Genomic DNA, 13,275 nt, shown 5'->3' on the forward strand with positions numbered 1-13,275 from the left:
ACCACCTGCCAAGTGCGATGATTCGCAAGGCCCTCGCCTCCACCCACTCGCGCCTCCGCTCCGTCCCCGCGGGCCGCCAGACTCCAACCACCCAACCGTCTCGCCGACCGCGGAGGCCTCGTGCCCACCGCTCTGGGGGCCACTCTACCCGCACCGCGTCGCGGACCGCAACAGTTTTTACCGCGCGTGACCATGTGGCGCCGCGCTCGCTAATGTTAGTACATGTCTCTTAGGACATGTGAAAACCGACACGAAGCGGGCTGCGCGACTGGCCGTACAACTGGCCGCACTACTGACCGCATCTCTGGCCGCATCTCTGGCCTCCGACGCGGCGCCCGCGTCGTCTCGGCGAGCGCTGGCGCACCGCGAGCTTTCCTCTACACTCCCGCGCGTGCACGAACTGCTCGACAGCTCCGCCGTCACCCTCGCCCGGTGGATCCGCGAGCGCAAGCTCTCCCCCGTCGAGCTGCTCTCCGCCCTCATCCACCGCATCGCCGACGTGAACCCGGCGATCAACGCCGTGATCGCCGAACGCCACGAGGCCGCCCGCGCCGAGGCCCGCGCCGCCGAACACCGCGTCATGCACGAGCCGCCGGAGTCGCTGCCGCCGCTGCTCGGCCTGCCCTACACCGCCAAGGAGTACATCAGCGCCCGCGGCATGCCGCTCAGCGCCGGCATCTGGTCGCGCCGCCACGTCCGCGCCGAGCACGACGCCGAGACCGTCGCCCGCCTCGGCCGCGCCGGGGCGATCCTCGTCGGCATCACCAACGTGCCCGAGGGCGGCCTGTGGATGGAGACCTACAACGACGTCTACGGCCGCACCCACAACCCGTGGGATCTCACCCGCACCGCCGGCGGTTCGAGCGGCGGCGAGGGGGCGATCGTCGCCAGCGGCGGCGTCGCCTTCGGCCTCGGCGCCGACGTCGGCGGATCGATCCGCATCCCCGCCGCCTTCTGCGGCTGCGTCGGCCACAAGCCCACCGGGCGCATGGTCCCCAACACCGGCTTCTGGCCGCCAGCCAGCGGTGAACTCAGCGCTTACCTCGTCTGCGGCCCGCTCACCCGCCGCGTCGAGGACGTGCACCCGATCCTCTCCGTCCTCGCCGGCCCCGACGGCGTCGACGCCGTCGTCCGCCCGTGGGAGCTCCCGGACCCCGCGAGCATCGACCTGCGCGGCGTCACGGTCTACCCGATGGCCGGCGACGGCCGCGTGTGGGTGCGAGCGCCGATGCGAGCCGCGATCGCCAGCGCCGCCGAGGCCCTCGCGGCCCGCGGCGCCACCATCGGCACCCTCGAGAGCCGGCGCATGCGCCAGGCCTTCCCGATCTGGAGCGCCATGATGTCCCTCTCCGGCAGCCCGCCCTACGCGGAGATCCTCGGCGGCGACCGCCCGATCGCCGTCGTCCGCGAGCTCACCCGCCTCCTCCTCGGCCGCTCCCGCCACACCCTCCCCGCCCTCATCGTCGTCGCCCTGGAGAACCTCTCCAACCACTTCACCGGCCGCAAGCACGAGCTCGTCGCCGTCGGCAAGCTGCTCCAGAGCGAGCTGGAGGAGGCCCTCGGCCCGCGCGGCGTCCTCCTGTTCCCGCCTTACAGCCGGCCCGCCCCGCGCCACAGCTGGCCGCTGCTGACCCCCTTCGATTTCGTCTGCACCGGCCTGTTCAACGTGCTCGAGTTCCCCTCCACCACCCTCCCGATCCTGTGGCACCGCGGCCTCCCGGTCGGCATCCAGGTGATCGCCCGCCGCGGCAACGACAGCCTCACCATCGCCGTCGCCCACGCGCTCGAGCAGGCCTTCGGCGGCTGGCGCCGCGCCAACCCCCCGCTCGCCGTCGCCGCCTGATAGCTCCGACAGGCCCTCGGGACGGCGGCACAGGACATGTCCCGAGGGACATGTCCGTAAACCAGATAAGGACATGTCCCGGGGGACATGCCCAGAACCCGCGACATGTCCCGAGGGACATGCCCATCAACCAGCTCAGGGCCGCTTGCCCGCCGCGATCTGCAGCGTCCCCCCGCCCGCGAGCCCGAAGTTCACCACCGTCCCCTCGAGCACCTCGGTCAGCGAGCCGAGCAGGTAGCTGTTGCCGCCGGTCACGTCCTGCCCGTCGACGCTCACGATCTCGTCCCCGATCTTCATCCCTCCCGCCGCCGCCGCGCTGCCCGGGCGGACCACCGCCACGATCGATCGCCGCGCCAGCGGGTCCGCGCCCGGCTCGCTCTGCTTGAGGCTGTAACCGAAGTCGCCGGCCGCCTGGTCCTGCTTCACCCGCTTCTTGCTCACCTTGATCGGCGGGATCTCGACAGCCTCGCCGGTCGCCGCGACGAAGGTCGGCAGGAAGGTCCAGCCGTAGTCCTCGTCGTCCCAATTGCGCGGCATCACCATCACTCGCACCTTGCCCGTCGGCGCGTGCTCCACCTCGTAGCGGCCGGCCGCGTCCGTGATGTTCAGCTTCTCATCGTCGCCGCCGCCGAAGCTGAAGCTCGCGCCCCCGCCCTCGGCGCTCACCGACACCCGCAGCCCCGGCACCGGCTGCCCCTCGAGGTTCACCACCTTGCCGCGCACCGTCACCTTCGGCGCCAGCTCGACGCGCACGCCGCTGGTGTCCTGCCCCGCCGTCATCGCCGCCTCGACCTCCGCCGTCCCCGACCCGGCGTTGACGCGCACCTTGAACTTGCCCGCCGGCAGCTCGGCCAGGGTCCACGCCCCGCTGGTGCGGAAGAAGTGGTCGGTGCGCGAGAACCCGGTCGCGTCGTCGCGCAGCGACACCGTGAACTCCTCGGGCGCCCCGCCGCCGACCAGCGTCACCGTCCCGCTCATCCGCCCCGCCTCGGCGATCGTCAGCACGACATCACCGCCGAGCTCGACGTGCTCGAGGATCGCCTCGCCGCCGCCCTTGCGATGCGCCCGCAGCGTGTGCTTGCCCTCCTGCAGGTCCTCCAGCGCGAAGCGCCCGTCCGGGTCCGTCAGCTCCGGCGTCTGCCAGAAGCTGCCCCATCGCCCCGAGCGCACCGCCTGCCCGCTCGCCTGCGTCGCGCTGTCCGACTCCCGCGTCGCCTCGATGAACGCGTCCGCCAGCGGCCCGCCGTCGGCGTCGCGCACCACCCCGCTGATGCGCCCGTCGCTGCGCTCGACCACCAGCTTGACCTCCTCCACCCCGCCCTCGCGCACCGTCACCTTCTCGCCCTGCACGTCGTCGTCGCTGGTCCCCGGCGCCCGCATCTCGTCGCCCCAGCCGCGCCGCGCCGTCAGCCGGTACTCGCCCGCCGCCACGAACGGGAAGCTGAAGCTGCCGTCGTCGCCCGCCGCCGTGTTCTGCCAGTGCACCCCGTCGTGCATCGACACGTTGGCCCGCGGGATCGGGTTGCCCTTCGCGTCGCGCACGCTGCCCTTCACCTCGCCGGTCGCCGGCAGCTCGAGCCGCAGCCCCTCGAGGTCCTTGCCCTTCGTCAGCGTCGCCGGGATCGGCTTGGCCGGGGTCGCCCGCGGCGGCTCCCACACGTTCAGGCTGATCTGGTACTCGCCGGGCAGCAGCCCAGCCATCTCGAACTTCCCCTGCGCGTCAGTATCACCGCCCCAGGTGCCCGTCTGGTGCGCGCGCGGCTGGCTCGGGTCCGGCTTCGGCGACGCGCTCACGCTCACCCGCGGCACCGGCTTCCCGCTCGCGTCGACCACCACCCCGCGGATCGCCAGACCTCGCGTCACCTCCCAGCGCTGCCCCGCGACGCTCTTGTCCACCAGCTTCACCTTCGGCGCGTGCTCGGGCGAGATGAAGCCCTGACAATTGATCTCCACCGTGAACTCGCCCGGCAGCAGCCCGCGCACCCGCACCGTCCCGTCGCTCTCCGGCGAGGCCCACTCCTTGCGCGCGTTGGCCTTGTCCTCCAGGGTCACCCACGCCTGGTCGCAGGCCTGATCGCCGCCCTCGCCCGTGATCACCACCTTGCCCTCGATGAAGAACGCCGGGTGCGCCTTGATCGTGATCGACTCCGAGGTCTCCCCGAGCCCGAGGATCGCCTGCTCGTCCGCCAGGCCGAAGGCGTCGTCCGCCTCCGCCTTCGGCTTGTACGGCCCCGGCCGCAGCCCATCGAGCCGGAAGTTCCCGCCCGCGTCCGTGATCGCCGCGGCCTGGTTCCAGCCGTCGCCCCCGCTCTCCGCCGTCACCCGCGCGCCCTCCACCGGCGTCCCGTCGGCCACCCGCACGACCTTCCCGACCAGCACCGACTCCGGTGTCAGATACACCTCGAAGAAGTGCCCCGGCACCGCCCCCGACTCCCAGCCCGGCGCATAACCATCCGCGTCCGCCGAGACCCAGCCCTCGCCCGGCCGCACCCACAGGCTGAAGTTGCCGTCCGCCCCGGTGAACCCGAGCGCCATGTTCGACATCACCTGCGCCCCCTCGATCAGCCCGCCGCTCAGGTCCTTCACCACCCCGCGCAGCTCGACCCCGCCGCCCTCGAGCACGATGTCGATGTCCGCCACCGCCGCCCCCGGACGCAGCTCCACGCTGGTGCGCCGCGCCACCCCCTCGCCGCGGTGATAGGTGTCGGCGATGAACCCCCGCGCGCTGGCCGTCACCCCGTGGTTCACCCCGAACAGCCCGTCGAGCTGGTAGTGCCCGTCCTTCTCGCTGCTCGTGCAGGTCGCCCGCCGCGTGTCCGCGCTCGCCAGCTTCTCCGAGTGGGCCCGCGCGCACACCATCGCCCCGGCGATCGCCGCCCCCTTCTGGTCGCGCACCGTCCCCGCGATCGACGCCCGCTCCGCCCGCCGCGGATCGATCACCAGCCGCGACTTGCCCAGCGCGTCCAGATCGATCGCCCGCGAGGCCTCGCTCGCCCGCCGCAGCTCCGCGTCGTCCACCTCGGTCGCCTCCGCCGGCGCCTCGCGCCCGCGCCACAACCACACCCCCGCGCCGACCAGCGCGAACAGGGCGAGCACGCCCGGCCATCGACTCCGTGACTGTTCCGTTCGTTGCATCGCCACGCTCCTCCGCTCTCACCTGAGAAATTCCACGCCGCGCATCACGGTGGCTTCCCCGCCGTGACCGCGACCGTCACCCCGCGCGCCAGCCCCAGCCGCACCACCGCGCCCGGGGGGACGATCGTGAGGTTGTTGTGTAGATACGCGTCGGCCCCGATCACGCTCTGTCCCTCGACCATCACGATCTCGTCGCCGGCCTGCAGCCCCGCCGCCGCCGCCGGCCCACCCGGCCGCACCACCGCCACGACCTGGCGCCGCTGCAGCGGGTCGGCCCCCGGCTCCACGTGCCGGAGCGTGTACCCGAGGTTGCCCACCGGGTCGCCGCGCTCCACCAAGTTGCGCGTCATCCGGATCGGCGGCAGCTCCACCTCGGCCTCGCCCTCCGCGATCGTCACCGTCGTCCGCGTCGACTGATACTCGGTGGTCGAGCGCGGCATCGCCATCACCTGCACCACCCCGACCGGCGCCTGCTTCACCGTGTAGCGCCCCGCCGCGTCGCTCACGTGCTCGCCCGTCGGCGTCCCGAAGCGGAAGCTGTTGCCCGTCGTGATCACCACCGACACCCCAGCCACCGGTACGCCCTCGAGGTCCACCACCGTCCCGCGCGCCGTCACCTGCCCCGCCAGTTGCACGGTGACCCCGGTCTTGTCCTCCCCCGGCGCCAGCGCGACCTTCACCTTCCCGGTCCCGCCCGACGCCGTCACCGCGATCTCGAAGTCACCGTCCTCCAGCTCATTCAGCCGCCACGCCCCGCCAGTGCGAAAGAACTGATCCGTACGGTGGTACCCGCTCAACGGGTCGCGCAGCGTCAGCGTGAACTCCTCCGGCGCCCCGCCGCCCGCCAGCACCACCGTCCCCGCCATGCTCCCGGTCTCCGCCAGCGTCAGCGTCACCACCTCACCGATCGCCACGTGCTCGCGCAGCGCCTGCCCGCCGCCGCGCCGCTGCGCCCGCACGCTGTACTTCCCCGGCAGCAGCCCCTCGATCGTGAATCGCCCGTCCGCGTCGGTCAGCAGCGGCCTATCCGTGTACATGCGCCAGCGCTGCCGCCCCGCCTCCCCGGCCACCGCCGCCGCGCTCTCCGACTCGCGCCCGGTCTCGATGAACGCGTCGCTCACCGCCCCGCCGTCCGCATCACGCACCACGCCAGAGATCTTCCCGTCCGCCACCTCGACCACCATCTCCACCATCTCCACCGCCCCCGCGCGCACCGTCACCGGCACCCCCTGCAGGTCGTCGTCGCCGCTCCCCGGCGCGCGCAGCAGGTTCTCCCCGCGCCGCGCCGACAGCCGATACTCACCCGCCGACACCTCCGGGAAGTGGAAGCTCCCGTCGTCGCCCGCCCCGCGCCACTGGCTGCGCCCGCCCGTCAGCGACAACGTCACCCGCGCGAGCCCCTGCCCCCTCGCGTCGCGCACCCAACCCCTCAGCTCGCCCCCCGCCGGCAACTCGATGCGCACTCCCTCGAGGTCCCGCCCCGCCAGCAGCTCCACCGCGATCGGCTTGGCCGGCAGGGCCCGCGACGGATGCGAATCGAGCACGCTCACCAGATACTTGCCCGGCACCAGGCCGGGCAGCACAAAGCCCCCCTGCTCGTCCGTCGCCAGCGAGGACCTGTTGATCAGCCGCGCCCGCGGCTGCGTCGGGTCGGCCTGCCCGCTCGCATACAAAGTGACCCGCGACGCCGGCTGCCCGCGACCATCGACCACCACCCCGCGGATCGCCTGCCCCCGCGTCACCTCCCAGCGCAGCCCCGTCACGCTCGCCCCGCGCACTTGCACCGGCGGATAGCTCTCGGCCGACAGCATCCCGTCGCAGCGCACATACACCGTGTACTCCCCCGGCAGCAGCCCGCGCACCTGCACCGTCCCGTCCGGCTCGAGCACCGCGTAGTCCTGCCGCCCCTGCGTCTGGTCGACCACGCCGATCGACCCGCCCGCATCGCAACCGCCGCCACCCGCCACCACCACCGTCCCAGCCACCATGAACGCCGGATGCGCCTCGATCACCACCGGCGCGGAGGTCTCGCCGAAGCCGAGGATCACCTGCTCCTTCGCAAGTCCGTATGCATCATCCGCCTCGGCGCGGGCCTTGTACGGCCCGGGCAGCAGCTCGTCGATGCGAAACGCCCCGTTCGCGTCGCTGATCACCTGCTGCCCGCCCTCCGACGCCCACACCATCGCCCCCGCGATCGGCGAGCCATCCCCCGCGCGCACCACCTTCCCGATCAGCACCGACTCCGGCACCAGGTTCAGCTCGAAGCGATGCCCGGGCGCCACCCCGCCCTCCTGCGCCGGCACGTAGCCCTCCGCCTTGGTCCACACCCGCGTCTCCCCCGGCTGCACCCACAGCGAGAACTCGCCCTCCGGCCCCGACGCCGCGATCGCCACCCCGGTCCCCACGCTCTGGCCACCACCCGACACCTGCGCCCCCTCGACTGGCCCACCGCTCAGGTCGCGCACCACCCCCGTGATCTCGACCGCGCCGCCTTGCAGCGTGATGTCGATCCCCCGCGTCTCCTGCCCCGCCCGCAGCGCGACCGTGCTGCGCTGCGCCTCGCCCTCGCCGCGCGTGTGAAACATCGGCACGAAGCCCCGCGCCATCCCGCTGACCCGGTGGCTCACCGGCAGCAGCTCGCCGATCCGGTAGTGCCCGTCGCGCCCGCTGCTGGCACAGCGCAGCTCCTCCGCGCCCCCGGCCTGCCACGGCAGCTCGAGCAGCGCGCACACCTTCGCCTCCGCCACGGGCCGGCCCTGCTCGTCGCGCACCGTCCCCGACACCGCCGCCAGCCCCAGCCCCACCGGCAACGCCGGCAGCTCCAGCCGGTCCCGCGGCCCCGCCACCGCCGCCGTGGCCTCCGCCCCCGCCTCTGCTCCGCCTCCGCCTCCGCGCCTGGCCCACGCCACCACCACAGCAGCGCGAGCACCCCGAGCAGCCCGAGCACCCCCACGATCGCCCGCGAGCTGGTCCGTCGCCCCATCCTCGTCACTCCTCGAACCTGGCCTTCGGGTCCTGTCCCTGGGGCCCTGTCCATTCGTACAGGCTCACCTGCCCCGAAGGACAGCTCGTCCCTCGGCCCCCGGGTCCACCCTGCATGACACGCGCGCCCGCGAATTTAGTTCCCAACACCGTCATCTATTGTAGGGGTCCCACGCCCACACGTGAAGCCCACCCCACCGATCCCGCGCCTGTGTGCTCCCGGGGGTCATCGACGCGGCCCCGCCTCACTGCACCGGCGCGACCCGGTCCGGCACGACCGCCCCGGCCCGCATCACGACGCAGGCGCGACCCGATCCGGCACGATGTACACCTCGTCTTCCCCCGCGAGCTTCACGTTCCAGCAGCCCTCGCGCTCGCCGACCAGCGTAAACCGGGTCCCCTTGGCCAGCTTGCCGTCGTTGGCGCGCTCCTGCTTGCAGCCGCTGTCATAGAACGGCGTCTCGCGGGTGACCACATAGCTGGCCCCCGGCGTCGCCGTCGGCGCCGCGCTCTCCTGTCCCTTGGGACAGCCACCGACCGCCACCAGCATCAGCACAAACCACACGTGCCTCATGGAAGCCCTCCGCCGGCATTGTACGCCCCCGCGCAGCGTCCGCGCCGAGCGATCCGCGAATGTCCGCTGCGCCTTCCGCAACCGCGCGACGGCTCTCGGCGCGCGCGCCAAAGGGCGCTGATCCGCGAATTGACGGAGCTACGCCGGCTCCCGCATCCTGCAAGTCGAGACGCGCCGTGAACCAAAGGAGTGAAGCCATGACGAACCCCGTCGACCCCAAAGACCCCAAAGACCCCAAAGACCCGGTCGCCGCCGAGGACCCCGCGGCCTCGGAGCCAGCCGAGAGCTCCGAGGCCCCGAAGGCTGCTCCCAAGCCCGCGGTCGCGCCCGACGGACAGATCAACGACATTTGACTGGCGGCCCGGGCCGCCTCGTGGCGGCATCCGGGTCGACGACAGGTGAGCGAATACGGGTCGCCGCGGAGCCCGTCGCTCACCAATGCGCGGACTGGTTCCTACGCCTGTTCGCTCTCCCGGCTCGTCACTCGACCAGCGAGATCCCGACCCGCCCGTAGGCCGCCTCGATCGCCGCGACCTTGCGCTCGCGCTCGGCCGCCGCGAAGTAGCTGCGCGCCACGTCGACCAGGCCGCGCAGGGTCCGGGCGAAGGTCGCCCGCTGCGGCAGGCGGAGCAGGCACATGTAATAGAGAATCGCCGCCTCGCGCGGGCTGATCACCGCCTTGCCCGCGCCGTCGACCCCGGTGATCAGGAAATATGCGGCCTTGTTATGAATGTTGCTGTTCGTGTGGACCCCGCCCTCGTCCTCGCGAGTCTTGAGATAACGCGACATGTGATCGGGATCGCCGGTCCGCCCGGGGTCGCTCAGATCGCGGATCGGCTTGCCCGACCCGCCCAGCCCCGGGCCGAACTCCCAGCTCCAATGCGCCGGGTCCGAGTCCGCCCCGACGCGGTACCAGTTGCCGATGATCATGGCGAAGATATCGCACAGCGACTCGTTGAGCGCGCCAGACTCGCCCTTGTAGATCAGGTCGGCCGTGTGCTCGATGACCCCGTGCGTCAGCTCGTGGGCGATCACGTCGAGGAACGCCGCGAAGCTGCGCACCTGCCCCCCGGCGTCGTGCATCTGCCCGTACCACATCCGGCCGTCCCACCACGTCGCGTTACTCCAGTCGGGCGGATCCTCGTCGTCGCTCGAGATGCAGTTGACCACCGAGATGATCTCCATCCCCTTGTCGTCGACGCTGTCGCGCATCAAGATCGATCGATAGAAATCCAGCACCCGGCCCACATTCACGTGCGCCGACACGGCCGCCTGGTAATCGCCGCCAAAGTCCGCCCCGGCGTGGCGGATCGGCTGCTTCGGCAGGCGGATCGGGCTTGCGCTGATATCCCCACCCGCGATGTCGAAGGTCCGCATCCGTCGCATCGGATCGCTGAGCTCATAGCCCTCCGCCACCGCCTGCCCGAAGAACTCCTGCGGCTCGCCGAGCGCGTCCAGGCCCTGACATTTGCTCGGGATCGCCGCCTGCTCGTGCGCCTTGCCCCGCGCTCGCGGGGCGCTGCTATAGTGAAACACCACCTCGCCGTCGTGGGCATCGACGAGGTAATTGAAGCGCACCACCCGATGTCGCGGTGAGCCGCCGTGGCCGCGCCTCGCGTGCTCCGCGTGCCCCTCATGATTGGCCCCGCCCGCGGGCGCCACCGCCAGGTCGTGAAAGAACCACACGAGGTGCCAGCGGTCGACCTCGTCGTCGTGATAGTAGGTCAGGCTCGGCGCCCCGGCGCCCTGCAGCGCGGCCGGATCGACCTCCGCCAGCGCGGCGATCCGGGCCGCGGCCTCGTCGGCCGCCAGCGTCGGCGTCGGCGAGGTCCCCTGCACCGCGGCGAGCTCCGCCTCGACGCCGACCAGCTTCCCGTCGGCGCCGACCTCCACCAGCATATGCGAGCCGAAGATCGGGATCGATCCGCTCGCCTGGGCGAAGCGGACCACGCTGGAATTGCTCAGCGGCGAGGCCTGCACGCTGCTGCGCGTCAGCTCGGGCGCCGGCTCGGCATCGACGCCGAAGCTCAGCCCGGCCCCGCCCTCCAGCTCGAGCACGCGGTCGAGGTATTGCCGCGCGAGGTCGCCGACCTCCTCGTCGCCGCCGTCCGAGGTGGCAAACGACAGCATCGGCTCGACCGCCCCCAGCTCCTCCACATCCCGCTCCGCGGCGACATAGCGAACACTACGAAATCCACGCTTCTCCATCGGCCCCACCCCCTCGCTACGACGAAGCTACCATCCACGCGGCCGCAGCACGACCACCACGCCGACCCCATCCTGTGCAGGGTCGAGCGCGATCGCCAAAACACGCGCGGTCTCGCCGTCCGTGCCAGGCCCGCTCAGCGCCGCCGCTGCTTCGGCCGCGGCCTGGCCTTCACCTTCGCTTGCGCCGGCGCCCCCTTCACCAGCGCCGCCAGCTCATCCGCCGGCACCCGCGAGCGCAGCTCATACACCCGCAGCTTCCCGAAGCGCTTGCGCAGCACATACTGCTCCGCCACGATCTCGCGCATCTCCGGCCATTGTTCGAGCGGATCTGCCTTCACCCCGGGAAAGAAGCTCGCGCTGCGCACGAAGAACGCCGGCGGCGCCGCGCGGAACGCCGCCAACATCATGTCTGCCGCCGGACCCGGGCGAAAGTCCGTCGATAGCGAGCGGGTGAACAGCCCGTTTTGGTTGTACTCCGTCGCCTGCCCCAGCACCTTGAACACCGGCGATGGCGCGCGGCGGTGAGCCCAGAAATACACCGACCACCCGGCCCAACCCCACACCTGCACGGTCTCATTCGCCGTCGTGCGGGCCGCGATATACTCGCCCACCGCCCGCGCGCGCGGGTTGCCGCGGTGATCCACCCGCGCCGCCATCCCCAGCGGGATCTGCACCACCAGCACCAGCGTCACCACCCCGCACAGCGCCGCCAGTCCGGCCGGCAGCCAGCGCACCCGCCATGACCCCGGCGCCCACGCCCGCCGCAGATACTCCCAGGCCCGCGGATGCGCGGCCAGCAGCGCCAGCGCCGGCAGGTACTGCGGCAGGTAATGCACATAGAATCGCAGCCCCCCGACCCCGCAGCCGACCACGCTCATCGCCAGCAGCACCAGCTGCGGGAGCACCGGCAGCGCCCCCGCCCCGCCCTCTCCACGCCCGCGCCACGCCCCGAGCAGCGCCGCCAGCGACAGCGCCGCGTGCAGCGGAAACACGGCGACCAGCTGCAGCGGGATCTTCCACGCGCGCCAGCCCCACCACGTCTCGTGCCGCACCACCGCCGTGTATTGGCCGGCCGACTCGAAGGGGAACAGCCCCGCGATCACGAGCCCCAGCCCGCCCTGCTGCTGGTACCACAGCAGCAGCGGCGCGAGCCCCAGCAGCGCCCCCGCGGCCCACAGCGGCCACGCCGACAGCGTCGCCCCCGGCTGCCCGCGCCGCCGCGCCCACCACCAGACCAGCGCGAAGCACGGCGCCAGCACGAAGGCCTGCGTCTTGATCGCCACCGCCACCGCCGCGAACAGCCCCCCGAGCAGGTGCCACCACCAGCGCCCGCGCAGCCCCAGCAACAGGCACGCGAAGGCCCACGCGTACGGCGTCGTCATCCACGCCGAATAGTTGAGGTCGAACCACCCGACCGCCCCGAGATACAGCAGCACGGCGGCCCCCGCCGCCAGCCCGCGCCCGTACAGGGCCCGCGCCGCCAGCCAGATCGCCGGCGCCGCCAGCAACATCCAGCCCGTGTACGCCAGCTGCACCGCCGCCATCGAGCGCCCGAGCCCCGCGAAGATCGCCGCGAACAAGAACCAGCTCCCCGGCGACTTCATGTCGAGCGTGTCGAGGTACGGCACCCCACCGTCGCAGATGACGTCCGCCTCGTACAGGATCCCCGCGATGTCCGCGTTGCCGAGCCCCGCGATCGGGTGCCACGCCCGCGTCGCCACCAGCAGCACCACCCCGAGCACCACCAGCAGCCCCGGCCCACGCGTCAGCCGGCCCGCCCAGCCGCCCCCGGACCCGCCCTCAGACCCGCCGCTCGCCGCGTCCATCGGCGCAGATTGCTAACACGTCCGCCGCCGCCGCGTCCAACCCTCGCCTGTCCCTTCCGACATGTCCCTTGCAGCAGGCACGCGCCCTCGCCCGGGCCCACCCCGCCACGATCTTGCCCCGCGCGCTGATCTTCCGCATGATCGCCCGCCATGCGCAGCCCGACCCTCCGCTTCACCCTCGCATGTACATTCGTCACCTGCCTCGCCTGCCTCGCCTGCGGCGACAGCGGCCCTGGCGCGGTCGACTCCGGCCTCCCCGCCGACAAGCTGGGCAGCGAATTGACCGCCAGCGAGGCCGACACCCTCTGCCAGGCCCGCGTCGACAACCTCGCCGCCCACAACAGCGACGCCGAGCGCGAGCACGCCAGCTGCGTCGCCCAGGGCATCGCCTTCTCGGCCACCGCCAAGGACCCGGTCGCCAGCTGCGAGCTGTTCGTGCCGATGTGCCTCGACGCCCCGGCGAAGGACATCGGCACCGACGACGGCTGCCCGCTCACCTTCCTCGCCACCTGCGAGGCCAGCGTCGCCGACATCGAGGCCTGTCTCAGCGAGCAGAACGAGGCCACCGCCGCCGCGATCCGCGACGCCTCCTGCGACGCCGCCGGCGAGGACCCGGTCGCCCCGGTCGCCGGCCCGGTCTGCAGCAAGCTCAAGACCCGCTGCCCCGGCATCGCCTGACCGACCCCCCTTCAGGCGCACCCCCATGC

8 protein-coding genes are annotated in these 13,275 nt (G+C 72.4%); 3 read left to right on the top strand and 5 right to left on the bottom strand.

Annotated elements, in window-relative coordinates; all coding sequences use genetic code 11:
• Positions 1–391: 391 nt before the first annotated feature.
• Positions 392–1,843 (top strand): amidase, encoded by a 1,452-nt coding sequence (locus IPJ59_RS22325; protein ID WP_293273222.1) that lies wholly within the window; start codon positions 392–394, stop codon positions 1,841–1,843.
• 135 nt (positions 1,844–1,978) lie between these two features.
• Here IPJ59_RS22325 and IPJ59_RS22330 read toward each other — a convergent pair whose 3' ends face one another.
• From IPJ59_RS22330 to IPJ59_RS22340, 3 genes are all read right to left on the bottom strand, one after another.
• The gene (locus IPJ59_RS22330; protein WP_293273223.1) at positions 1,979–4,978 is read right to left on the bottom strand and encodes a carboxypeptidase regulatory-like domain-containing protein; all 3,000 of its coding nucleotides are present in this window, start codon (positions 4,976–4,978) and stop codon (positions 1,979–1,981) included.
• A gap of 44 nt (positions 4,979–5,022) precedes the next feature.
• Positions 5,023–7,782, bottom strand: coding sequence for a carboxypeptidase regulatory-like domain-containing protein (locus IPJ59_RS22335; RefSeq protein WP_293273349.1), 2,760 nt, complete (start codon positions 7,780–7,782; stop codon positions 5,023–5,025).
• Positions 7,783–8,252: 470 nt separating this feature from the next.
• Positions 8,253–8,534: a hypothetical protein gene (locus IPJ59_RS22340; RefSeq protein WP_293273224.1), complete on the bottom strand. Its 282-nt coding sequence runs from the start codon at positions 8,532–8,534 to the stop codon at positions 8,253–8,255.
• Between the two features lie 197 nt (positions 8,535–8,731).
• On the opposite strand from IPJ59_RS22340, the gene IPJ59_RS22345 reads away from it, so the two are divergent.
• Entirely contained in the window at positions 8,732–8,887 is a 156-nt protein-coding gene (locus IPJ59_RS22345; RefSeq protein ID WP_293247931.1) for a hypothetical protein, read from the top strand.
• 127 nt (positions 8,888–9,014) lie between these two features.
• Here the strand turns inward: IPJ59_RS22345 and IPJ59_RS22350 are convergent, their stop codons facing one another.
• Together IPJ59_RS22350 and IPJ59_RS22355 are read right to left on the bottom strand one after the other, a co-directional pair.
• Positions 9,015–10,742 (bottom strand): M4 family metallopeptidase, encoded by a 1,728-nt coding sequence (locus tag IPJ59_RS22350; RefSeq protein ID WP_293273225.1) that lies wholly within the window; start codon positions 10,740–10,742, stop codon positions 9,015–9,017.
• 134 nt (positions 10,743–10,876) lie between these two features.
• The gene (locus IPJ59_RS22355; RefSeq protein WP_293273226.1) at positions 10,877–12,568 is read right to left on the bottom strand and encodes an ArnT family glycosyltransferase; all 1,692 of its coding nucleotides are present in this window, start codon (positions 12,566–12,568) and stop codon (positions 10,877–10,879) included.
• A gap of 150 nt (positions 12,569–12,718) precedes the next feature.
• Between IPJ59_RS22355 and IPJ59_RS22360 the strand changes: the two genes are divergently transcribed.
• Complete coding sequence (locus IPJ59_RS22360) at positions 12,719–13,246, top strand: hypothetical protein (protein ID WP_293273227.1); 528 nt, start codon at positions 12,719–12,721, stop codon at positions 13,244–13,246.
• Positions 13,247–13,275 lie beyond the last annotated feature (29 nt).

The sequence above is a fragment of the Nannocystis sp. genome, assembly GCF_016714285.1.
GTDB lineage: Bacteria > Myxococcota_A > Polyangia > Nannocystales > Nannocystaceae > Nannocystis.

Coding starts and splice junctions, on each gene's coding strand:
- IPJ59_RS22330 (WP_293273223.1), bottom strand. CDS start 4,978: ATGCAACGAACGGAACAGTCACGGAGTCGATGGCCGGGCGTGCTCGCC.
- IPJ59_RS22340 (WP_293273224.1), bottom strand. CDS start 8,534: ATGAGGCACGTGTGGTTTGTGCTGATGCTGGTGGCGGTCGGTGGCTGT.
- IPJ59_RS22345 (WP_293247931.1), top strand. CDS start 8,732: ATGACGAACCCCGTCGACCCCAAAGACCCCAAAGACCCCAAAGACCCG.
- IPJ59_RS22350 (WP_293273225.1), bottom strand. CDS start 10,742: ATGGAGAAGCGTGGATTTCGTAGTGTTCGCTATGTCGCCGCGGAGCGG.
- IPJ59_RS22355 (WP_293273226.1), bottom strand. CDS start 12,568: ATGGACGCGGCGAGCGGCGGGTCTGAGGGCGGGTCCGGGGGCGGCTGG.
- IPJ59_RS22360 (WP_293273227.1), top strand. CDS start 12,719: ATGCGCAGCCCGACCCTCCGCTTCACCCTCGCATGTACATTCGTCACC.